At 38.5% G+C, this 22,227-nt stretch carries 18 protein-coding genes and 2 pseudogenes; 16 read left to right on the top strand and 4 right to left on the bottom strand.

What is annotated here, in order from left to right; translation table 11 throughout:
- The first annotated feature begins 25 nt into the window (after positions 1-25).
- Both ACLHDF_RS21135 and abc-f read left to right on the top strand, forming a co-directional pair.
- Positions 26-1,348: an alpha-glucosidase/alpha-galactosidase gene (locus ACLHDF_RS21135; RefSeq protein WP_413920596.1), complete on the top strand. Its 1,323-nt coding sequence runs from the start codon at positions 26-28 to the stop codon at positions 1,346-1,348.
- A 372-nt stretch (positions 1,349-1,720) separates the two neighbouring features.
- Positions 1,721-3,349, top strand: a complete 1,629-nt coding sequence (gene abc-f, locus ACLHDF_RS21130) for a ribosomal protection-like ABC-F family protein (RefSeq protein WP_413920595.1) — start codon at positions 1,721-1,723, stop codon at positions 3,347-3,349.
- 221 nt (positions 3,350-3,570) lie between these two features.
- Here abc-f and ACLHDF_RS21125 read toward each other — a convergent pair whose 3' ends face one another.
- Complete coding sequence (locus ACLHDF_RS21125) at positions 3,571-5,703, bottom strand: GDYXXLXY domain-containing protein (RefSeq protein WP_413920594.1); 2,133 nt, start codon at positions 5,701-5,703, stop codon at positions 3,571-3,573.
- A 353-nt stretch (positions 5,704-6,056) separates the two neighbouring features.
- Between ACLHDF_RS21125 and ACLHDF_RS21120 the strand changes: the two genes are divergently transcribed.
- The 7 genes and pseudogenes from ACLHDF_RS21120 to mqo all read left to right on the top strand — a co-directional run bounded on the left by ACLHDF_RS21120 (position 6,057) and on the right by mqo (position 11,661).
- Positions 6,057-6,350 carry a YwqH-like family protein gene (locus ACLHDF_RS21120; protein ID WP_413920593.1) on the top strand — a complete coding sequence of 98 codons (294 nt, stop codon included), beginning with the start codon at positions 6,057-6,059 and terminating at the stop codon, positions 6,348-6,350.
- A gap of 48 nt (positions 6,351-6,398) precedes the next feature.
- A complete protein-coding gene (imm48, locus tag ACLHDF_RS21115; protein WP_413920592.1) occupies positions 6,399-6,767 on the top strand; it encodes an Imm48 family immunity protein in 369 nt (122 codons plus the stop codon).
- A 780-nt stretch (positions 6,768-7,547) separates the two neighbouring features.
- Entirely contained in the window at positions 7,548-8,015 is a 468-nt protein-coding gene (locus ACLHDF_RS21110) for an HNH endonuclease (protein WP_413920591.1), read from the top strand.
- A 129-nt stretch (positions 8,016-8,144) separates the two neighbouring features.
- Complete coding sequence (locus ACLHDF_RS21105) at positions 8,145-8,606, top strand: YrhA family protein (RefSeq protein ID WP_413920590.1); 462 nt, start codon at positions 8,145-8,147, stop codon at positions 8,604-8,606.
- Positions 8,607-8,675: 69 nt separating this feature from the next.
- A pseudogene (locus ACLHDF_RS21100) lies at positions 8,676-8,801 on the top strand (RNase A-like domain-containing protein); the annotation flags it as partial.
- A gap of 19 nt (positions 8,802-8,820) precedes the next feature.
- Positions 8,821-9,123 carry a contact-dependent growth inhibition system immunity protein gene (locus ACLHDF_RS21095; protein WP_413920589.1) on the top strand — a complete coding sequence of 101 codons (303 nt, stop codon included), beginning with the start codon at positions 8,821-8,823 and terminating at the stop codon, positions 9,121-9,123.
- 1,038 nt (positions 9,124-10,161) lie between these two features.
- On the top strand, positions 10,162-11,661 hold the full coding sequence (mqo, locus tag ACLHDF_RS21090; RefSeq protein WP_413920588.1) for a malate dehydrogenase (quinone): 1,500 nt from the start codon (positions 10,162-10,164) through the stop codon (positions 11,659-11,661).
- Between the two features lie 124 nt (positions 11,662-11,785).
- Here mqo and ACLHDF_RS21085 read toward each other — a convergent pair.
- Together ACLHDF_RS21085 and ACLHDF_RS21080 are read right to left on the bottom strand one after the other, a co-directional pair.
- Positions 11,786-12,351, bottom strand: a pseudogene (locus ACLHDF_RS21085) (DUF6434 domain-containing protein).
- Positions 12,352-12,406: 55 nt separating this feature from the next.
- Positions 12,407-12,895 carry a DinB family protein gene (locus ACLHDF_RS21080; protein ID WP_413920587.1) on the bottom strand — a complete coding sequence of 163 codons (489 nt, stop codon included), beginning with the start codon at positions 12,893-12,895 and terminating at the stop codon, positions 12,407-12,409.
- A 150-nt stretch (positions 12,896-13,045) separates the two neighbouring features.
- Here ACLHDF_RS21080 and ACLHDF_RS21075 point away from each other — a divergent pair, with 150 nt between their 5' ends.
- The 7 genes from ACLHDF_RS21075 (at position 13,046) to ACLHDF_RS21045 (ending at position 20,612) form a co-directional block, all read left to right on the top strand.
- A complete protein-coding gene (locus ACLHDF_RS21075) occupies positions 13,046-13,978 on the top strand; it encodes an ADP-ribosylglycohydrolase family protein (RefSeq protein ID WP_413920586.1) in 933 nt (310 codons plus the stop codon).
- Positions 13,979-14,035: 57 nt separating this feature from the next.
- The gene (locus tag ACLHDF_RS21070) at positions 14,036-14,518 is read left to right on the top strand and encodes a hypothetical protein (RefSeq protein WP_413920585.1); all 483 of its coding nucleotides are present in this window, start codon (positions 14,036-14,038) and stop codon (positions 14,516-14,518) included.
- A 262-nt stretch (positions 14,519-14,780) separates the two neighbouring features.
- Positions 14,781-15,086, top strand: coding sequence for a PTS sugar transporter subunit IIB (locus ACLHDF_RS21065; RefSeq protein ID WP_116071691.1), 306 nt, complete (start codon positions 14,781-14,783; stop codon positions 15,084-15,086).
- 11 nt (positions 15,087-15,097) lie between these two features.
- The gene (gene celB / locus ACLHDF_RS21060; RefSeq protein ID WP_413920584.1) at positions 15,098-16,444 is read left to right on the top strand and encodes a PTS cellobiose transporter subunit IIC; all 1,347 of its coding nucleotides are present in this window, start codon (positions 15,098-15,100) and stop codon (positions 16,442-16,444) included.
- Positions 16,445-16,483: 39 nt separating this feature from the next.
- A complete protein-coding gene (locus ACLHDF_RS21055) occupies positions 16,484-17,812 on the top strand; it encodes a 6-phospho-beta-glucosidase (protein ID WP_413920583.1) in 1,329 nt (442 codons plus the stop codon).
- 99 nt (positions 17,813-17,911) lie between these two features.
- Positions 17,912-18,820, top strand: a complete 909-nt coding sequence (locus ACLHDF_RS21050; protein ID WP_413920582.1) for a phosphotransferase — start codon at positions 17,912-17,914, stop codon at positions 18,818-18,820.
- A gap of 76 nt (positions 18,821-18,896) precedes the next feature.
- Positions 18,897-20,612 carry a TcaA NTF2-like domain-containing protein gene (locus ACLHDF_RS21045; protein WP_413920581.1) on the top strand — a complete coding sequence of 572 codons (1,716 nt, stop codon included), beginning with the start codon at positions 18,897-18,899 and terminating at the stop codon, positions 20,610-20,612.
- A 174-nt stretch (positions 20,613-20,786) separates the two neighbouring features.
- Here ACLHDF_RS21045 and ACLHDF_RS21040 read toward each other — a convergent pair whose 3' ends face one another.
- Positions 20,787-21,743, bottom strand: coding sequence for a patatin-like phospholipase family protein (locus ACLHDF_RS21040; RefSeq protein WP_413920580.1), 957 nt, complete (start codon positions 21,741-21,743; stop codon positions 20,787-20,789).
- Positions 21,744-22,227 lie beyond the last annotated feature (484 nt).

Here is a 22,227-nt window from a genome sequence, read left to right as displayed (position 1 = left end):
ACCAATACGAGGAAGGAAGATGAGGATGTCTAAAATCACATTTATTGGAGCGGGAAGTACAGTTTTTGCAAAAAATATTTTAGGAGACTGCATGTTTGTCCCTGCCTTAGCTGGCTTTGAATTTGCTCTTTACGATATAGATGCTGAGCGTTTAAGAGATTCGGAAAATATGCTAAATAATTTAAAAGAAAACTATAAAGTGAATATTACTGTTAAAGCCTATTTAAACCGCAGAGAAGCTTTAACGGGGGCAAAGTATTTGATCAATGCGATTCAAGTAGGTGGATACAAACCAAGCACCGTCATTGATTTTGAAATTCCTAAAAAATACGGCTTGCGTCAGACGATTGGAGATACAGTAGGAATTGGAGGAATCTTCAGATCATTGCGCACGATTCCAGTGCTATTTGATTTTGCAAAGGACATTGAAGAAGTATGTCCAGATGCGTTGTTTTTAAATTACACCAATCCAATGGCAACACTAACGGGTGCAATGCTGCGCTATACCAATGTAAAGACGGTAGGCCTTTGTCACAGTGTTCAAGTATGTACAAAAGATTTATTTGATTCTCTCGGAATGGATCATGAAGGAATAGAAGAGAAAATTGCAGGTATTAACCATATGGCATGGCTGCTAGAAGTAAAAAGAGATGGACAAGATTTATATCCAGAAATCAAGCGTTTAGCAAAAGAAAAGCAAAAGACAAAGCATCACGATATGGTGCGTTTTGAGCTAATGGATAAGTTCGGTTATTATATTACCGAATCGTCTGAGCATAACGCGGAATATCACCCATACTTTATTAAACATAAATATCCAAATCTTGTTGATCAGTTTAACATCCCTCTTGATGAATATCCGCGCCGATGCGAAGAGCAAATTAGCAATTGGGAATCAATGAGAGAGGAAATGGTCAACAACAGTCAGTTAACTCATACACGTTCACATGAGTACGGCTCTAGAATCATTGAAGCAATGGAGACAAACGTGCCGTTTAAATTTGCCGGTAACGTATTAAATACCGGAGGATTAATTAGTAACCTGCCGACAAAAGCGTGCGTAGAAGTTCCTTGTGTCGTAGACCGAAGCGGTATTATGCCGACTTATGTAGGAGACTTACCTGAGCAGCTTGCGGCGTTAAATCGCACGAATATTAATACTCAATTGCTAACAATTGAAGCAGCGGTCACTAGAAAAAGAGAGCATATCTACCAAGCAGCGATGCTAGATCCTCATACAAATGCGGAATTATCCATGGATGACATCATTCGTATGTGCGATGATTTAATTGAAGCTCACGGTGAGTGGCTGCCTGATTTTACAGGTAAAGTGAATCAATACGTGTAACAAAAGAATCCTCGGCTGTGATCAGCTGAGGTTTTTTTGTTCTTAGAAAAAGAAGGGAATATCATCCAAATCGATATTGACATTTGAAAATCTTCATCATACACTGTAAGAAGCAAGTCATTTCATACTAAGAAAGGAAAGGTACCGTAGACAATGGATAAGTAATCCTATTTTTTTAGACATTCTTTTAAAACTTTATTTTAAAATGAACATTTGTCTAGATAGGATTAGTCTGTACATTTTTAGGTGCCATTTCTATATGTCTTATATGAATTGATTTCTCCCTTTTTTCACTCTATAAAAAGGGTGCATATTTGCGTATGCCTAATTATGACCTCTAATCCTCTCTAGAAAGCCTAGGGAGGTTTTTTTATGTTATTGTTAGAAGCTATAAATATCGAAAAAAGCTATGGAGACCGCCTGCTGTTTCAAGCAGAAAAGCTTCAAGTACATCGCGGAGAGCGAATTGGAATTGTTGGGAAAAACGGAGAAGGCAAATCGACCTTGCTTCATATTTTAATGAAAAAAATGAGTCCGGATCAAGGAATTGTTCAAACATATGGCCGTTCCTCCCTGATTCCGCAGCTCGACGTTCAAACTACGGCAGCAGTGTCCCCTGAGATGAAAAGTCAGTGGAACGTGCCAAATGAAGCGGACTTTCTTAGCGGAGGAGAAGAAACAAGAAAGAAAATTGCAGCTGCTCTTTCATCCGGCGCAGAATTGCTTGCAGCGGATGAGCCGACCAGCCATTTAGATGTAAAAGGCGTAGAAAAATTTGAAGAAGAAATGAAAGCTTTTACAGGCAGTCTGCTGCTGATTTCACATGATCGAGAATTGTTAAACCGCCTCTGTACGTCTATTTGGGAAGTAGAAGACGGCAAAATTCACTGCTATGAAGGCAATTACCAAGAGTATGTGACGCAAAAAAAACATGCAGTTGAAAGACAGCAGTTTGAGTATGAGCAGTATGTAAAAGAAAAACAGCGGCTTGAACTGGCGTCTGAAGAAAAAAGCCAGAAATCAAAGTCGCTTAAAAAAGCGCCGAGCCGCATGGGAAACTCTGAAGCGAGACTTCACAAGCGAGCGGTTGGGAAACAAAAAGCCAAGCTAGACAGAAGCGCAAAAGCCATTGAAACAAGAATTGAAAAGCTCGAGAAAAAAGAAAGGCCAAAAGAAATGGAAGAGATTCATTTTGACCTATCGCAGCTTCATCAAGTGCACAGCAAGCAAGTACTGACTTTTGACAAAGTCTCGGCATCAGCTGGTGACCATATCTTGTTTCAAGGTCTAAAAGGCGGTGTGAAGCCAGGCGCGAAAGTAGCGATTGTCGGTCAAAACGGTGCCGGAAAATCTACGCTGCTGAATATGATTGAGCAGCAGGCAGAAGGCATCACGGTTGCGAAGCCTGTAAAACTCGGCTTTTTTCATCAGCGTCTTGAAAATCTAGATCCCGCTAAAAGCATTTTAGAAAACATCAAAGAAGACAGTCCATACACCGAGCAGTTTATTCGTACGGTACTATCACGTCTACTGTTCAAACGTGAAGACGTGTATAAAAAAGTAGAGATGCTAAGCGGAGGAGAACGAGTAAAAACGGCATTAGCAAAAATCTTTTTAGGAAACTATAACGTTCTTCTTTTAGATGAACCGACCAACTATCTTGATCTTCATACGAAAGAAGCGCTGCAAGAAGTGTTAAAAGCTTATCCAGGGACGATTTTATTTGTGACGCATGACCGTTACTTTGTTAAAAAGCTGGCTACGCATGTGATGACGTTAAAAGAGTCTAAAGCAGAGCTAGCGGCGATTGAAGATACGGGAAAAAGCAAAAAAGCGTCACAGCAGCAAAATGAAGCAGAGAAACTTGCGCTTCAATTAGAATTAACAAAAGTTATTAGCGAGCTTTCTATCACGCCAGAAGGAAAAGAAAAGCAGGTGCTTGAAAAAAGATATGAAGAGCTGTTAGAAGAGAGAAAACGACTGAATAGAAAGGAAGGATAATATCACTTCGCCTAACAAGGAATACAATGATGTTACTGAACATCAAAAGCGTATTGAAGGAAAAATAACGGATATTCATGTAAAAGTAACACCAAAAAGAATAAAATGGATTGGCTACGTAATGATTATTTTCTTTGTTATCTTCATCATAACGATGATAATCGGCGTATTTATCAATTAAAATAAAAAGCAGCCGCTTCAATGTTGAAGCGGCTGCTTTTTTATTTACCTACTTTTGTAACAATCGCATCTCCGTTTTTTCTAACTCGTACAGTGGCAAAATGAGCTTCGCTTTCCACTTTGCTGCCGGTTCCTTCTGGAATGAAGTAGTGCTCAATTCCGTAATGAATTCCCCAGTCATGATAGCTGCCCGTAATGACAACGTCTTTCTCTTTAGAAGTGTACGGCTTATTCCAGTCATCATCTGCTTGATAGATTTTTGCGTATTCATACACGCCTTGTTTGTTCGGGCGGAGAACGAGTTTCACTTTTTCGCCGTCTTTTACATGAGGTAATTTAACGTGCGCAATGTCGTAATTCAGCTCAACATAATCGCCTTGCAGCAGTGAGCGCGGATCAATCGGCTGTAAAGCGAGCTTAATTTCTTTTCCATTTTGAAGAAGCACTTCGTTTTTAGTGAAAATTCCGCCAAGAATAATGAGCTGAACAAGAATGATGACCCATACAGCGGTTCGACTGCGGTCAAGAAACGATGGCTGCGGCTGATTAGGCGTTGACGCGTCCCATTGCTTGCTTAGGAAAAGAAAGATAAGACCTAAAATAATGAGCACAAGCGATTTATTAAATAAATCCCACACAAAGTCGTAATATTTCATAGCTAAAAAAACAAACCAGAAAATCATGCTGACAATAAAATCATATTTTGGCTCTTTTCGTACCGTCAAAAACAAAAAGAAAGTTGAAATCACAAAAAACACCATGCAGTAAATAATATTTAAGAAAGACGGTTCGCTTAATTCAGTCAGCGACAGTAAAAAGATAAAAGCAAGAAGCAGCGCTGCTTTTTTAAACACGTGGTGTACGTTTATCGCGTACACAACGGCATTTAATAGAAACAAAGCGAGCAGCACATAATCTATTTTGATAGTGTCATAGTAAGTAACTGGAACCTTTATTAACAGAAGCCCTTGCACTAGCACAAAAAACAGCAGTCGAATGGGCGTATGCTTGGTGAACACTAAAAGCGCCACAAGTGCGATAACGTAGATAAAAAATAGGATGTCGTGCACAAAAAAAGAAGCAGCGCTGCTAATCAATACGCCCATCATTAAAAGCGTATATTTTACCGTCGGAATATCTGCTTTAATCAAATAACATGCCACAATCAACAAAACACCAATCACAAGCATTCCGTTTGTTGGGTACGTTCCTGTAATAAGAGTAACAAGTCCTCCTAAAGAGCTGCTGCCGATCACCGATGCAATGGCAGTAATACCAATTACCGCTATTCGTTTGATCACGCGCAGCGAAGTTTTTTGTGCTGAAGTGTGGGCGGTGAGCCATTTAACAAACAAAACGCTTGCACCAATAAACAAAATCACGAACCCTAAAGCTAAAAACAGCGACCATTCAGCGTAGTGTTTAAAAATAAAAGAGAAAAACTGTTCAAGTACAAATAAAGCAAATGCCACGATGGAAATGCCTAGAAACGACTTTTGCGACTCCACTTTTGAAAAATAAAAGAAGGAGCTCAGTAAAAACAGCAAATAAAAAATAATAAGGCCAATCCGTAAGCTAGAGCTGCCTGTAAAATCCGGCAGGGACAGAGTTAAAAAAATGTAGTGAAACAAACCAAACGCTGCATACATCACCACAGGAGACGAGAGGTGTTTCTTTTTTATAATCCAAAAAATGATCAAGTTCACAAACGCCATTCCTCCGTAAAGTAAAAGCGTCTCATGTTCACCTCGCTGTGAAACTGCGCTTGTTGGTGAAACAAAAAATGCCATGGTTAATTGAAATAAAATAAACGATAACACGTAAAACGGCTGATATTTTGTAAAGAGGCTAAACAGAATAACCGGCACAAGCCAAATTAAAAACAGCCAGTACGATTCAGCGTGCGTGTTGTAAATTTGAGAAAGAAGCGCGATGCTTAATCCAAATGAAAGAGCGCCAGCCAAAAGCGTCCAGTGACTGAGAAACGCCTGCTGAGGAATCAGCTTTCGCACCGCAAACGCACTTCCGTAAAACAGCAGCATCAGTCCCACGCTCAGCGCAATTTTAGTATAGCGGTCAAAGCCTTGCCAGTTCGATGCAAAGAAATACAGAATACCGGACAAAACAAGAGCCAACCCAAGTAAATAACCGAGTCTTACGAGCTTTTCTCTCATACTCAACCTCCCCTTTATATTATGTATATACTAGCGCATGTTTAAATATTTGGAAATAGAAAGAATGAAGGCGTTTTAACAAAAAAATTGTGTAAAAAGGCCTTTTATTAACGTGAGAATAACAAGTCGAGCAGTCCAAAAACCTTGATGAATTGTCAATGGTAAGACAGTTTTGGTTATTTTATCATGAAGAGTAGGTGTTGAACTAAAAACCTACATTATTACCAAAAAAATACAATTAAACGTGCCGATGCGCCTTCTTTCTTTATTTGATATGTTATAAAAGGGAATTATAGTTAGAAGAACCAAGAGATGGATATAAAGGAAGTGTCATCATATGAATGAGATGTTTGATGCTCATCTGTATACTCAAGTTGAAGCAGGCACATGAAGAGATCCAGCAGCTTACGGCTAGTAAAAATACGTTAACTGAAGTCAAGGGAGAGCTTGAACGTGCAAAGGAAAAAGTTAAAGAACCAGAGCTCACTTCCGCCACTTGGTCAGGCAGTCTTGCTGTTGGATTTGAAGACATCCGTACAACTATGTTAGAAGAATACGATGATTTGCTGACCCGTCAGCTGACTGATGCCATTGCCACAATTGAAGCAAAAATCACGGCGCTTCAATCAAATATAAAAGTTATATGATAGGGAGTGAAGTTTTTGGAAGAAAACAACAATTTATTTAAATAATGTATGAATATTACAAATACTACTATAGATAAGGTTTTTAAAATAGACAGCAATGATGAACAAGAAAAGCAAATCTTGGGCGCATACCTTTTTGGAATGTTTAATGGCTTAGGACATGAAAAAAATAGTAAACCTGTTGACATACAAAGTGCTATGATTCAGGTTGCAAACGAAAACCTAAGTTATTCTTTAGAGTCTGCTGTTCAATTTAGCCAGTTTCTTATTAATTCCACAGATAAAGATTTCCACCCTACTATGTTTGCTATTATTCATAGAGGGTTGGAAGGATATTTCATGTATAAAGATGATGAAAATGAAAAATTATCACGAGATTTTCATGATATTATGGAAGTGGTTAAAGAAGCAACCTAAATTTGAATTAAGATAGTATGCGCTATTTTGCTAGATTCTATGAGCAAAGGAAAAAGATTTTTAAAGAATAAAGTGAAATGGCTAAAGTAAATGATGGGCATGTTAAACTAGAAAGCGGTCGAGGTAATTGAAAGCCAACTATTATATTGAAAGTTTCTCGAGAGCTTATTTGGAAACATGTCTTACTAAAGGGAGTCAATAGCATTATCGCTATTGGTTCTTTTCTATTGTTAAAATGGAAGAGGTACATTTAAGGGAGATAGTATACCTAAGATTACATTTAATAGTGTAAATCAAGGAGTTAATGGAGATAAAATATATACACCTGTTGATTATAAAGGAATGGCAAAAGTTAATGGTAGAGTCAGAGATATAAGTAGAAGGGTGTATCAGAGAAGCGATATTGACATTAATCTAGTTGATGAAGTTAAAGGAATGAAAAATTTAGAAAGAATGCAATCGGGGTGCAGTTCAGTTATAGAATTATATTTTGTTTGCTAGTTAGGGGAGCGAACCCCCCAGGTTCCGTAAATGCTGTTCCAAAAATAACAGAAGTTCCACGTGTATATGCAAGTAAAACAAAACATTAAATGATATGCGAAATATCGTAAGCACACAAGCAATTGGTCGGAAAAGGTGTATAAACCTATTCAAAAGAAGCTTCAACCTTTACTAGATGCCGAGATACCGACTTTATGCCCTCAACCTCAACTGTCAGGAGTAGGAGAGGCGTTACCTCGACAGACCTTCGGTGAAGCGTTAAAGGGGTTAACTTTGTATATGATGGAGAATGTTTCAAAAGTTCAGTCGAAAGCATTGAGGAAAGTGGAAGAGCCTGGTGGTAAGAGCAAGAGGGATGTTGAGGAGATTAATGATCAAAGGGCAGTGGTTAAGGGTAGAGGAAATGGTGAAAAAGATGATTACTTTATAGGAACGTTAAAAGGAGAGAAAATTCATTTAAATGGTGTAAAGGTAGAAGAAATCATTTATACTAAAAGACTTCCCGAAGAAACAGCTAAGCTTAGAAAGAAATTTAATAGTTTTATTAGGAAGAATTTCCTTAAAGAATTTGCTAACGACTCTGTAAGAGTTAAATATCATAGAGAAGCTAGTCTGGGTGAAGATGATATTGCTAAAATGAAAGATGGATTTAATCCTAAAGGATGGCAAGTGCATCACAATTTACCTTTAGATGATGGTGGTACAGATGCTTTTACTAACTTAGTATTAATAAAGAATTTATCATAAAGCGGTTACTAATGAACAAAACTCTTTAACAAGAGGATTGGCACCAAAACAAAGTAAAACTATAGATTGGCCAATGTTTGAGGATGATGTTTATCCCCTAAAACCTTCTAAAAGAGGGGAAGAGTAGATATGCCCGAGTGGAAAGATTTGTTGAGGGAAATAGAAAAGGTTGAAGAAAAATACGGAAGTTCACTTAGAAGTCCAGCATCAGATAGAGAGATTATGGAATTGAATCATAATATTCAGGAGAAATTAGGGAGTATGGCATTACCCGAGCCATATATTGAATTTTTGAAAAAAGTAAATGGATTAGACTTTAATGGTTTGGTAATATATGGTGTTGATAAAGCTTTACTTGATAAAGAAGTAGATGAAGACATTTATGGTTTTATTGAAGCAAACGAGCTTTGGTATGAAAATGGTTGGCAAAAGCAATATATATTTTTGGGGGATTCTGATACAGCATGGTACTTTTATGATTTAAAAGAGAGTTTATACGTGGAACTCGATAAACCCTCAGGAACTTTAATTCAGTCATTTGAAAATTTTGATTCCCTGTTAGGTGATGCATTTGAAACAGTTATTTTGTGATGAAATCCTTAGTATGATTTTTTTATAGTTTCGTATTATTGATTGAGCCTACTGGACTCAAATCGTAGAGGAACCGAAGTCATTGGACGTGGTGTAAAAAGAGGTTCTACGACCGTTGAGAATATGACAAATGCTAGAATTGTCTTGAAAAAGGATAGAGAAGGGAAGTGCATTCTAACGGGTTATCCAAATTAATACTGAAAGGTGAGATTTTATGTTGTCTTCTAACAAACTAGAAGAACTTGTTTTTCAGTTCTTAGCTGGGACTTTTCATCAGGATTTTGAGTCCCCAGAAGAGGCATTAGAAGAATTATTAAGAGAGGAAAGTAAAGATTATTTGGAAGCTGCTATTGCCTTTTTAACGGATTTTATTCAAAGTGAGTACTCAGATATCGAAAAGAACGAATATATTCAATCTTTTGCAGATGGTTTGTATTTTCCCGCGCTTGGTTTGGAACCATTGCAGTGGCTCTATGAAGTAATTGAACAAATAAAAGAAGCTGTTAAAACAAAATAGAATTATTGTGATGAAAATCTTGATAGGCTAAATACCTCTCAAGGTTTTTAGTTGAATTTATATTAAATCAGCTGATATTTGTGTGAGATAATTTGAAAATAATTAGTTTGAGAATCGAGAGCTCACGATGTTTATACTGCCTGAGAATATTTTTATAGCTGAAATGAATTTATCTGGAGCTTATGCAATTTTAATCTTGTAAAGATTTTTTTATTACTATTCTTTGGACGTTTACACAAGATGATATTCAACCGGCTCAATAAGAAATAAAACAAGTCACTTGCTAAGCGTGGCTTGTTTTGTTTGAACACGGCAACATTCAAGGTGCATAAACTAAACGATTCAATTCAATTCAATAACTTTGAAGTAAAATGAAAGAAACATGTGAAGTGCTGCTCATTATCAATAAATATACCTATGTAAAAGTCAATATATATGTTAGGTTTTATAACATAAATTTCTGAATAATGATTTACTTATTCACTTATTTCATGGTATGTTATATGACATAGATATTGTAACCTGCAATATGGGCTGAAAATCAGCCGTTGTAATATAGACTTATATTTTTCCAAATATGCACCTGGACTAGCTGGTGCTCTATACATATATGAACACATTTAAGTATAACTAGTCAAAAAGAATGAAGGTATTTCTAGTTATAGTGCTGTTTGTTCTTTCAAGTGAGTATAGTTATAGTAGGTGAAATTTTCAAGCAAGTTATTTTGGTTTTTAAGCTGAATTTTTGGAATAGTTTGTCATTTTGCCGATTCTTGTTTTGACACTTAAAAGTAGGTATAACAGTTTACTGATAAAAGAAAATACAGACGGAATTTAATAAGTTTTTTAGAATTTGTGGGCGATTTCCTCACTTTTTTATCATTTTTGAATAGTTTATAATCATCAGACAATTATACTGTGATATAGTTATAAGTGAGACAGAAAAAGGTGTGTTCTTAGGTCGCACCTGAATTTTTTTACTACGTAAGCAGGAGCGCCTACATCTTTTTACAAATATAGGGGATGAGGAAGGTTATAATGAGCAACGTACAGAAAAAAACAGACGTTATCTTAATTGGTGCCGGAGTCATGAGCGCAACTTTGGGATCATTACTCAAAGAGTTAGCACCTGAATGGGACATTAAAGTATTTGAAAAACTCGCAGACGCAGGGGAAGAAAGCTCAAATGAATGGAATAATGCAGGGACGGGCCATTCTGCGCTGTGCGAACTAAACTATACATCAGAAAAAGCTGATGGATCTATAGATATAACGAAAGCGATCCGAATTAACGAGCAGTTTCAGCTGTCAAGACAGTTTTGGTCTTATCTTGTAAGCAGTAAGTTGATTCGCAATCCGCAAGATTTTATCATGCCAATTCCGCATATGAGTTTGGTACAAGGGGAAAAAAATGTATCGTTTCTGAAAAAGCGTTTTGAAGCGCTGTCAAACAATCCGTTGTTTCAAGGAATGGAGTATTCCGATAGTCCTGAAAAACTAAAAGAATGGATTCCGTTAATTATGAAGGGGCGTACTTCAAAAGAACCGATTGCTGCAACTAAAATTGATTCGGGAACAGACGTAAACTTCGGCGCTTTAACACGCATGTTGTTTGACCATCTGAAGAATAAAGGGGTTCAAGTTCATTACAAACGAAGTGTAAAAGATATCAAACGCAAGGACGGTATGTGGGAAGTAAAAGTCGCCGATGTAGACAGCGGCAAAGTTGAATACCACACGGCAAAGTTCATCTTTATAGGAGGCGGAGGCGGAAGCTTGCCTTTACTTCAAAAAACAGGTATTCCGGAATCCAAGCATATTGGAGGATTCCCGGTAAGCGGATTATTTATGGTATGCAATAACCCTGAAGTGATTGCGCAGCATCACGGGAAAGTATATGGAAAAGCCAAAGTCGGAGCTCCGCCAATGTCGGTTCCACATCTTGATACACGCTATATTGATAACAAAAAGACACTGTTGTTTGGTCCGTTTGCCGGCTTTTCGCCTAAGTTCTTAAAAACAGGTTCCAACTTGGATTTAATCAGTTCTGTAAAGCCGAATAATATTTTAACAATGCTAGCAGCAGGCGTCAAAGAAATGGCGTTAACGAAATACTTGATTCAGCAAGTGCTGTTATCAAATGAAAAACGTGTAGAAGAACTGCGTGAGTTTATTCCGAACGCTAAAAGCGAAGACTGGGATATCGTCGTAGCAGGTCAACGTGTGCAAGTAATCAAAGACACGGAAGCTGGCGGAAAAGGAACGCTTCAGTTTGGTACAGAAGTTGTAAGTGCCGCTGATGGTTCTGTTGCCGCACTTCTTGGAGCTTCTCCGGGTGCGTCAACGGCCGTTCACGTCATGCTTGAAGTATTGGAAAAATGCTTCCCGCAAAACATGAACAAGTGGGAGCCAAAAATAAAAGAAATGATTCCTTCTTATGGCATGTCACTAGTTGATCATCCAGACTTTTTTAACGAAATTCATGCTTCTACATCACAGACGCTTGGTTTAATTAAAAAAGAGTCTGTTTATAGTTAAAGATTTTAAATACATGTTGCCGTAACAAACAGCAAATATGTGTATGTGAAGAAATCTACAGGCGTGCAAACACACCACCTTTTCTTAAGGTGGTGTGTTAATGGCGTTTATATGTAGGTTTAGTTTAAGAGCGGTATTGATTGCTTCTAGGCTGAAGTTTTAAGTGTTTCCACGCTGTAATCGTATCATCACGGCTTTTTCCTTTGTTTTTCGGATCGTTAAAAAAGTCACGGATAAAGCGGTTGTACTCAAACTGAGGCGCAATTTCTTTTTGATAGGAAGGCTGCTTTTTTCGCTCTTCTTCCTCATACCAAGCCTTTACCACGTCTCGATAGGTTTTCCTGTATTTTCTTTAAAATAGTTTTGAATATATGTTGAGAAATGAAACGTAGAATGAATGGCTTCTTTAAAAAATGTGCGTACTTCTTGACTGCATCGATGATTTTCATTAATGACGGTATCTAACGTTAGCGGAGCTTGCGTTTTAGAGGACGAGCGTCTTTTAGGCGGTGCTTTTGATTGTTGAATGTCACCGGTTGTTAAAAAAACTTCAATTCTTTTTGAAAGTTCCATTTTAGATCCGGACGGGCTCATGTGGTTTTCTCGGCAAAATTGCTGCAGATCGGTTTTTAGCCAGTAAAAATTCTTAAAGTTATTGATAGATAAGCTCTTCGTAAGTTCAGGTCTCATCGCCTTCACCTCCATATATTTACAAAAACAACTATGGAACGTTTGTTCTTGCTGGTCAATTGTTTTTAGAGAAGTACGAAGAAATGTCTTTTATGTTTCTTCCTGCATAGTGAGAAGAAATAGGCTGTTTATTCACGTCTCTTGCCCAAATAGAAAGCTGGCCGATGTGATGGATTTCATGAATGATGATGTGATGCAAGATGTCGGCTTCTGTGTAAGAAGTAAAATCCCAAGGTACTGTTACGTATCTTTTGTTAGAAAAATTCAAATGACTTAGAAAGTCGGCAATTTCAGGTCTATGTGCAGAAGAGAGCGCTTGAAGCTTTTCAAGCGTATTGTGTTCTTCAAAAGAAAGCACGATATCTTGTTTACCTTGGATGGCGCGTATCCAGCTGTATTCCACATCAACAATATGGAAAAGAGTTTGTAAAATGCTGCCCACTCCTCCAGTACGCTCCTTCAACAGTTCTTCTCTTGAAAGTTGATAACACCAGCTAAACCATTCATCTCTCACTTGCCAATTATATTCAAAAAAATGAATCATCTACCACACCTCACATGTTTTTTTACCTCTTATTAAATTAGATGAATGCTGGTAAATTCCTTTTTATAAAGAAGAAAAAGCACCTAGGCAAGAGGTCTCTTGCAAATTCCAAAATCAAACAATTACAATAAGAAAAAAGGAGCTGATTACATGACGCTATATAACAAAGTCCTTTCTACGATTCTAGGAGGAGCTGTCGGAGACGCTTTAGGCGTTCCGGTCGAGTTTAAAAAGCGCGATTCATTTCGAATTACGGCTATGACAGGCTATGGTACATATAACCAGCCTGAAGGGACATGGTCAGATGATACGTCTTTAACGATGTGCTTGATTGATAATTTAATAGACAAACAAGATGAATATGATTTGATGCAAAAGTTTGCGAATTATTGGTCGGATGGCTACTGGACGCCGTACGGAGAAATGTTTGATATTGGCATCGCAACAAGCGAAGCAATTCGCCGCTATAAAAGCGGGCTTCCTAAAGAAGAGTGGGGAGGAGGCGCTGAGTACGACAACGGAAATGGAGCGCTTATGCGTATTGCCCCGCTTGCGTTTCCATTACGTCATGAATCTAGCTTTAAAAAAAGAAAAGAAGAAATAGAAAGAATTGCGCACGTCACGCATCGCCATGTGCGCTCTACTCTTGGCTGCATTATATACGTGGAGCTGCTTATTCGTCTTCTTGACGGCAACCAGCCTTTTGAAGTATATGAAAACGCGGTAAATCTCTGTCAAAAGCATTTAACAGGTACGGAGTATGAAGCAGAGTTTTCTGCGTATGAACGAGTGTTAAACCTAAGCTTGCCGCACGCCGCGAGAAATGAAATCCAATCAACTGGATACGTCATCAGCTCGCTAGAAGCATCGCTTTGGTCTTTTCTTCAAAGTGACGATTACGAAGAAGCTGTACTTACTGCTGTAAATTTAGGAGAAGACACAGACACCATTGGCTTTATTACAGGTACTCTAGCAGGAATGTATTATCAACTGGATGGTATTCCTGAAGAGTGGGTTTATCAGCTTGCTAAAAAAGAAGAGTTGATAGGAACTTGTAAGAGATTTGCAGATGTTTGTGTATAACAAAGACGATACGTACAAAATGTACCTCGCGAAAAGGTTAGGTAAGGAGTGTTTTTTTTGAAAAAGATTTTTCTTATAGCTAGTATCTTGATTATCATATTTGCTGGAGTTTATACATTTGTAAAAATGAGTGCGTCGTTGGAGGCTAAAGCCGCTGGTTTTGCTAAGAACAAAAAATTTCAGCTGATTTCTATAGGTAATGAGAGCTCTTTAGGAGGTATTCAAATAGAACAAGTCTGTATAAACGGAAACAAAACACCGGAATACGTAAAAATACAAGTAAGCAATGATAAAAAAGGGTTCCTTCTTGGAGACTTTACTAGCGAAGAAACAAAAGGCTATACGTTTAAGAACTTGCAAAGCGTGAAGCTGCAGCCGCATACAGGCCCTGACGAACATCCAGAAAGATTGCATAAAGGAAAAGAAAGTGATCAGATATATGCGCTTTCTCTTGCAGACAACATAAGTATACAAGAAGTAACCATCTCATATCGCCACCTAGGAATCTCACATCAGCAGACAATTTCTACTGGGTTATAATAAAGGACGATAAGCAGCTTACCTAGATGGGTGAGCTGCTTATCATTTTTTAAGAATCTACCACAATTCGTTTTGATTTACAATCTCTTTTCTCTAAAATTTAAAGAATATTCAAACAATATTTTTCCTTTGGTAACGGAAAAATATTACGTTTAATTGAAAGCGTTTTCAATATATAGTGAAGGTATCAAGAAAACATCTTAGCAAGATACTTACCTCACTTATGAATGTTAATCAATCACTTATCAAGGGGGAATTGTAAATGAATATTTTACTATGCTGCGCAGCAGGGATGTCTACAAGTTTGTTAGTAACTAAAATGGAAAAAAGCGCAAAAGAAAAAGAAACGGCGTGCAAAATTTGGGCAGTACCAGGAGACGCGGTTAGAAATCATATTGATGATGCAGACATTTTGCTTTTAGGTCCGCAAGTGCGCTACTTGCTTCCTCAAATGAAAAAGCTAGGAGAGGAAAAAGGAATTCCAGTAGAGGTTATTAATCCGGTTCACTACGGAATGTGTAACGGAGAAGAAGTGTTAAAATCTGCTGAGCAGTTAGTTTCGAAATAGGAGGGAATCAATTGAGCAAAATGAATCGTGTACTTGAAACATATATTATGCCGCTTGCTGGCAAAGCTGCTCAGCAGCGTCATCTTCAAGCATTACGAGACGGTATGGTCCTGACGATGCCGCTTATTATTATCGGTTCACTTTTCTTAATTTTAGCCAATTTACCTATTCAAGCCTACACCGATTTTTTAACAGAACATCCTAAGCTAAAAGCAAGCATTTTATATCCATACAGAGGAACGTTTGAAATTATGGCTTTAGTAGCTACGTTTGGGATTGCCTATCGCTTAGCAGAATCATATAAAGTGGATGCACTTGCTTCAGGTGCGGTATCTCTAGCTGCTTTCTTTGTCGGAACACCTTTTGTTTCGTATACAATTGGAGAAAACCCAGACGGAACGGCTATGGTCGAAACAGCCTACCAAACGGCGATGTTTACAAGTAAAGGTCTTTTTGTGGGGATGGTCATAGCAGTTATCGCCACAGAAATTTACCGTATGATTATTCAAAAAAATATTGTGATTAAGCTTCCCGAAACCGTTCCGCCAGCTGTCGCTCGTTCTTTTTCAGCGTTAATACCAGGGTTTGGTGCTGTGATGGTTATATGGATGTTACGTTTGCTTGTAGAGAACGTCGGAGACTTTGGGAATTTGCATAATGTCGTGACAGTTTTGCTGCAGCAGCCTTTAACTTATATTGGTACAAGCTTAGTTGGTACGATTCTTATTTTTATCTTAATTACTCTTATGTGGAGTACGGGGTTACACGGTGCGACGATTGTTGGTTCTGTCATGACGCCTGTATGGCTTACGCTAACCACGGAAAACGCAACCGCTCTTGCCTCTGGTGAACCAGTGAAGCATATTGTAACGAATGAATTTAACGATATTGTGTTTGTGGGAGGCTCTGGCACTACGCTTTCTCTTGTGCTGGCTATGGTGCTGTTTGCGAAAAGTCAGCAAATGAAGCAGTTAGGTAGATTAAGCATCGGACCAGGCTTCTTTAACATTAACGAACCTGTTATTTTTGGAATGCCTATCGTATTAAATCCAATTATGATTATTCCGTTTATTTTAGCACCACTTCTATCGGTCATCATTACATATGTATCGATGGATATCGGCCTCGTTGCAAAGCCAATAGGAATTGTAACACCTTTTACAATGCCGCCGGTGATTAGCGGCTACTTAATTACAGGAAGTGTGTCAGGAGCTGTTCTGCAGATTGTGTTAATAGCGGTATCGTTTGGCGTCTATTTTCCGTTCTTTAAAATGTGGGACAAACAAAAGCTTATAGAAGAAAACGGAGCTTCTTTAAATCGTTCACCGGTAAAAGAAGAGCGGCAAAGTATTGTATAACGTATTTTTAAAATTATTCATTATAGCGGAGGGATTGGAATGACAAAAGGAATTAAAATTGTAACCATTGGCGGAGGCTCAAGCTACACGCCGGAGCTTGTCGAAGGGTTTATTAAGCGCTATGAAGAGTTGCCTGTACGAGAGCTTTGGCTAGTAGACGTGGAAGAAGGAAAGGAAAAGCTTGAGATTGTCGGAAATCTGGCAAAACGAATGGTTGAAAAAGCAGGCGTGCCAATTGACATTCATCTTACGTTAGATCGAAGAAAAGCGTTAAAAGATGCTGACTTTGTCACAACACAATTTCGTGTAGGATTGTTAGACGCAAGAATGAAAGATGAACGAATTCCGTTAAAATACGGGGTAATTGGGCAAGAAACGAATGGACCGGGCGGCTTATTCAAAGGGCTGCGCACAATTCCCGTTATTTTAAGTATTGTAAAAGATATAGAAGAACTATGTCCAAACGCGTGGCTCGTGAACTTTACGAATCCCGCTGGTATGGTGACAGAAGCCATTTTACGCTATAGCAATCATAAAAAAGTAGTGGGCTTATGCAATGTGCCAATAGGTATTCGTATGGGTATCGCTAAAGCGCTAGAAGTAGACGAAAGCCGTGTACAGGTGAGCTTTGCCGGATTAAATCATATGGTTTTTGGTTTAGATGTCTTTTTAGACGGAGTGAGCGTAAAAGACCAAGTGATTGAAGCCATGGCAGATCCAACAAATGCAATGTCTATGCGAAATATTAAAGGGATTTCGTGGGATCCTGACTTTATTAAAGGCCTAGGCATTATTCCGTGCGGCTATCACCGCTATTACTATAAAACAAATGAGATGCTGCAAGAAGAACAAAATGCGGCTGAGCTCGAAGGTACGCGAGCAGAAGTAGTGCGGGCGTTAGAAAAAGACTTATTTGAGCTCTATAAAGATCCTAATCTTGCAATTAAACCGCCTCAGCTTCAAAAACGAGGAGGTGCGTACTACAGCGATGCAGCCTGCAGCTTAATTTCATCTATTTATAACGATAAAGGAGACATCCAGCCTGTAAATACTATTAACAATGGTGCTATTGCAAGTATTCCAAATGATTCTGCTATTGAAGTGAGCTGCGTGATTACAAAAGAAGGGCCAAAACCAATTGCAGTCGGCGATTTACCTGTAGCCGTCCGAGGGCTTGTGCAGCAAATCAAATCTTTTGAACGCGTCGCAGCCGAAGCAGCCGTTACCGGCGATTACAACACAGCGCTTGTGGCGATGACAATCAATCCATTAGTCCCGTCTGATACCATTGCCAAGCAGCTGCTAGATGAAATGCTAGACGCACATAAATCTCATTTACCGCAGTTTTTTAACTCCGTGAATGTCTAATATATATAAAGTGAAAAAACCTTTGACAACGAGTCAAAGGTTTTTCGCTTTTATAGTATACTTTACATACAAACTACACGTTAAAGAAAGGTGATCACAATGCCAAACGCATGGGATGCAGAACAAGTCGTATCAGCACCGCTTGCCAAAACGCTAATCGAGACGCAGTTTCCAGAACTCACGCCCGCTGCGATTTCACTGCTTGGGTACGGCTTTGACAATACGGTTTATCAAGTAAACGACCGCTTTGTTTTTCGGTTTCCTAGAAGAGAACTCGCAGTTGGACTATTAAAAACGGAAAATCAGCTTTTACCAACTCTTGCTTCTCAGCTACCTCTATCCATTGCAAAGCCCATTTTTTTCGGTAAACCGAATGCAACATATCCTTGGTCTTTTACCGGCTATCACTACGTTCAAGGAAATCCGCCTGCGGGATTAACAGAAGAAGAACGCATACAATCCGCTTCTGTACTAGCAAGATTTCTTCGCGCGTTACATCACTATCCTTATTCAAAAGCGCAAGAGCTCGGTGTGCCGTTTGATGAGCTAAATCGGCTTGATAGGATGAAACGAAAGCCGGCGCTAGAAAAGTATGTCAAGCAAATGAAAGAGCGTAATCTTTATTCTAAACAAGAGATTGTTGAAACCTACGTAAATAGCATACAAGAAATTCACTATCAAGAAAAAAACATACTGGTTCACGGAGATCTTCATATTCGAAACATGATTGTCGATCAAAACAATATTGTTTCAGGAATCATTGACTGGGGAGATGTTCATATTGGTCATCCGGCAGTTGACCTAGCAATTGCCTATAGCTTTTTACCGCCTAAAGGAAGAGCACGTTTTTTCAAAGAATACGGGGAAGTAGATGAAGCAACGCACAGACTTGCAAAATGGAAAGCTGTATTTACAACCGTAGCGCTTGTGGTACACAGCTACGACCAAGGAGACAAACAAACGTTAGAAGCGGCTCTAGAAAGCTTGAACCTTATTTTTCAAGAGTAATAAAACTGTAATAGAATTTCTGTCAAATTCCTGTATAGTTAAAAAAGGATAAAAATAAAAACAACAGGTGAAGCAAATGATGAATACAAGCCAGTGGAATGAATCAGCAGCACAGCTGCTAGAAACATGGATACAGCTATATAAAGAAAAGAAATCGCTTATTGGAGAAACGGAATCTTTAAACATGCTAAAAGCAGAAGTAGGCGAGATGGATCAAGAAGAATTTCTCTCAATAGTAGAGCGTCATCTGCAGAAAGTGTATGAAGAACTAGAAAAAGAACGTACAGAGTCTAATATAAATAACGTTGAATATACGATGTTAACGTTTCTTTCAAATGATTATCCGGAGTACATAAAAAAGCGTCGAGACCATACAAAACAGCTCCAACACTTAACAAGCATACATAGAAGTGTTACAGAGCTTTTCGGAAAAGAACTCTTTTCTGAAGCGGATATGGGGTCATTTAGAAATGACTTTTTTCAACTAACAGAAAAATACGCTAACACGTCATCGTTAAAAGAAATCAAAGAAATCTGGAATACATATTTGCCGGCGTTCGTTGACTTTCAAAAAAAACATGAAAATGTGAAACAAGCTGTAACGACAGTACTTGAAAAAGACAAGAACTTGAAGGAAGAGTGGCATCAGTTAAGTAAAAACAAGTTTGTTACCAAACAAAAAGCTACCGCATTTCGTACAAAGCAGCATGAGCTAAATGAAAGTATTCGAAAAGCCACCACTGCGCAAAAACAATTATTCGAACTTCACTGGCCTGATATCCGCAGTCAGTTTGATGCGCTGCAAGAAAAAATGAGCGACAGCCTTTATGCTGTGCTGAAAGAAATGGAACGTAGTATGGAAGTGATTAGCCAACACGATGCAAGTAAACACGCCAAGTTAAAGCAATCGCTTAACAATCTAAATGCAGTCCATGAAGTTGACGTTCATCAAACATGGTTAGCGGCTTTTATTAAAGAGTCGCGACCATTTTTTAACGAACTGAGTGAAGATATAAAGGAGAGTCCGTGTCGAGAACTATGGAATCGAATTTATGGCATGTATAAAGGAATAGCGGTAAACGAATTTGTTGTTACATACGAAGAATTTTTAGCACTTCAGCCGCTTAACAGTGTAAAAAGCACGGAGGTTTCAAAACCATTAGGTCAGTTAAAGCTAGATATAAAACCTGTTACACTGCCATCATACGCCGATTTTCCTGTGCTTAAAAAGCAGCAAGCATCACGGCGTGCTTTTCCTATTTTAATAGGAGCCGCTATCGTTCTTGTCTTATTACTGACGATTGTATACATGAATCGTGCCAATCAAACAGCAGAAACAAGCTCAGATATAAAAGAAACGACCAGCATCAAGTCGTTAAAAAATGAAGAGACCAAACCAGCTGAAGTAAGCAAAACAGAGCTTGAAAACTTTTTTATCTCCTATAAAGCTGCTTACTTTTCAAGCTTAAACAGCGGCGACTTTAGTGCAATGGCGCCTTATATTGACTCGAATCAGCCTGTCTATAAACAGCTGAAAAGCTATATCACCTCACTTGCTGGCAAAAACGTATCGTTCGCCAACGATCAGTTTCTAGTGACAAAAACAGAATCACATGACGACGGAACCTACGATATCTACACAAACGAAGTATATACGTTCACTGATTCATACGATGCGAGCACGCAGTTTAAAAAAGAACGAATTTATCATGTGAAAGCTGCTGGCAAAGACCAACTTCAAATTACTAAAATTGATACGTTAACAGATGAACAGACGCCGGTGGAAGAGTAAATGACCTGTGAGAAATAATCAAAAACCGCTAGTTCCTTTTTGGAGCTAGCGGCTATTACGTTTAGGGGGGATTGAAGTTAGGGTGACCTCTACGCTGCCAGCGTGGAGATCTTGTTATATAAAATTTTAAATACTTCTAATAGAAACAAGAACTTAATCTAAAGTACGGTCATATTAATTCCAGTTTTTCTCAATAAAATGAAACGCAGGCCGTAAATTTGTTTTATTAGCAATCGAAATGAGAGCGGGCACCACCGAAGGATCCGTTTTAGAGAAATTAGGAATCCGCGGATTTAACCGAAAAAACTGATTTCCTAGAAGCTCAGAGCTGACCATTGATTCATAGTAGCCCGATCCACCTGAGATAATCTGAAGAAACGGCAGCAAGGGCTCATTGGGCGATCGGTCTAAAAGCACTCCCCAATTTGGCGGCAGGTCCTCCATATCTTCAGGGCGTACGTTATCAGCACTAACCATTCCCCATCCCTTCGTATCTCTCCTTAATTGAGTTGGCTGCTCACCTGTTCCAATGGATAATACGGCAATTTGATCCAGCGGCTGTTTTGCTTTTCCTACTGCAAATGCGATACTAGCTGTGCTGGTGTTAGTTGCTACTGTATACCCATCCACGTAGTTTTGATAAGCTCTTTGCGTCGCGGGAGCACCGCTGCTCCGCAGGATTACGTCACTCGCTTTTTCATTAAGATAGGGGGAACCAGGAAAGTTATGAAATAATACAGGATTCCAACGATTCAGCTCTGGTGAAAATAAATGGAATGCAGGCACAACAATTCGTTTTTTTAAGTCTCTAAGGCGGAGGTCTCGAGGGAAAAACATTCGTATGGCTTTAATAAAACCAGAATAGGGTAGTTGCTGGTTAAAGACAGGTCCGCCCGGTCGGGAAACGCTGAACGCCGGTAAGATTTGATCTTTGAAAAACTGAAACGTCTCCTCTGGTGATCTTCCGCTTGCTAACGCAAGAGCAGTGAATGAACCAATCGAATTTCCTGAAAAAACATTGGTTTCACTAATTAACTTTGGATTTTGATGAGCCAATCTATTCAAAAGTTGCAAACTTAAAGCACCTAAAGTACCGCCTCCATCAAAGGTCATAATCCGATATTTTATCAAAGGTGATTTCTCCTTTCGAATCCTATCAGAGGTATCGTTCTGTATATGTTTATTTCAGGTCTTGCAGAGGTATGAATATCTCTTTTACCGATGCTTCAGGAGTCGGATTATGTAGGTAAGCATACGATGAAAGACTCTATCAAGTATATAAAAATACAACGAGGATAGGAGGAGGATACGTTTGATTGGCAGTATGGGCATTTATTATGCACATACTCTGTTTATAATGGGTAATGAGAAAGTCAGAAAGTAAAAACTTCAAAAAAGCTCGAAGCAAAATGTGTTAATCTTAATCAAAGATAATATAGGGTTAAAAAGTAATAATTTAATAGTTGATATGCTTATTATGGTACTGCAAAGAAGCAGGCTCATCTACAAAGCGAAAGTTGCTACATTAAAAATAAATTAGCATGCTTATCCAGAACCCCTCCAGTAAGTTTTCTATTCTCTTTTTCTTCCCTTTAAAGTGTGTGTCTTTTTTGAA

The organism is Priestia megaterium, from assembly GCF_046599315.1.
In the GTDB taxonomy this organism is placed as follows: domain Bacteria; phylum Bacillota; class Bacilli; order Bacillales; family Bacillaceae_H; genus Priestia; species Priestia megaterium_F.
Note: the sequence above shows the minus strand (reverse complement) of the source record. Positions and strands in the feature narration are given on the sequence as shown.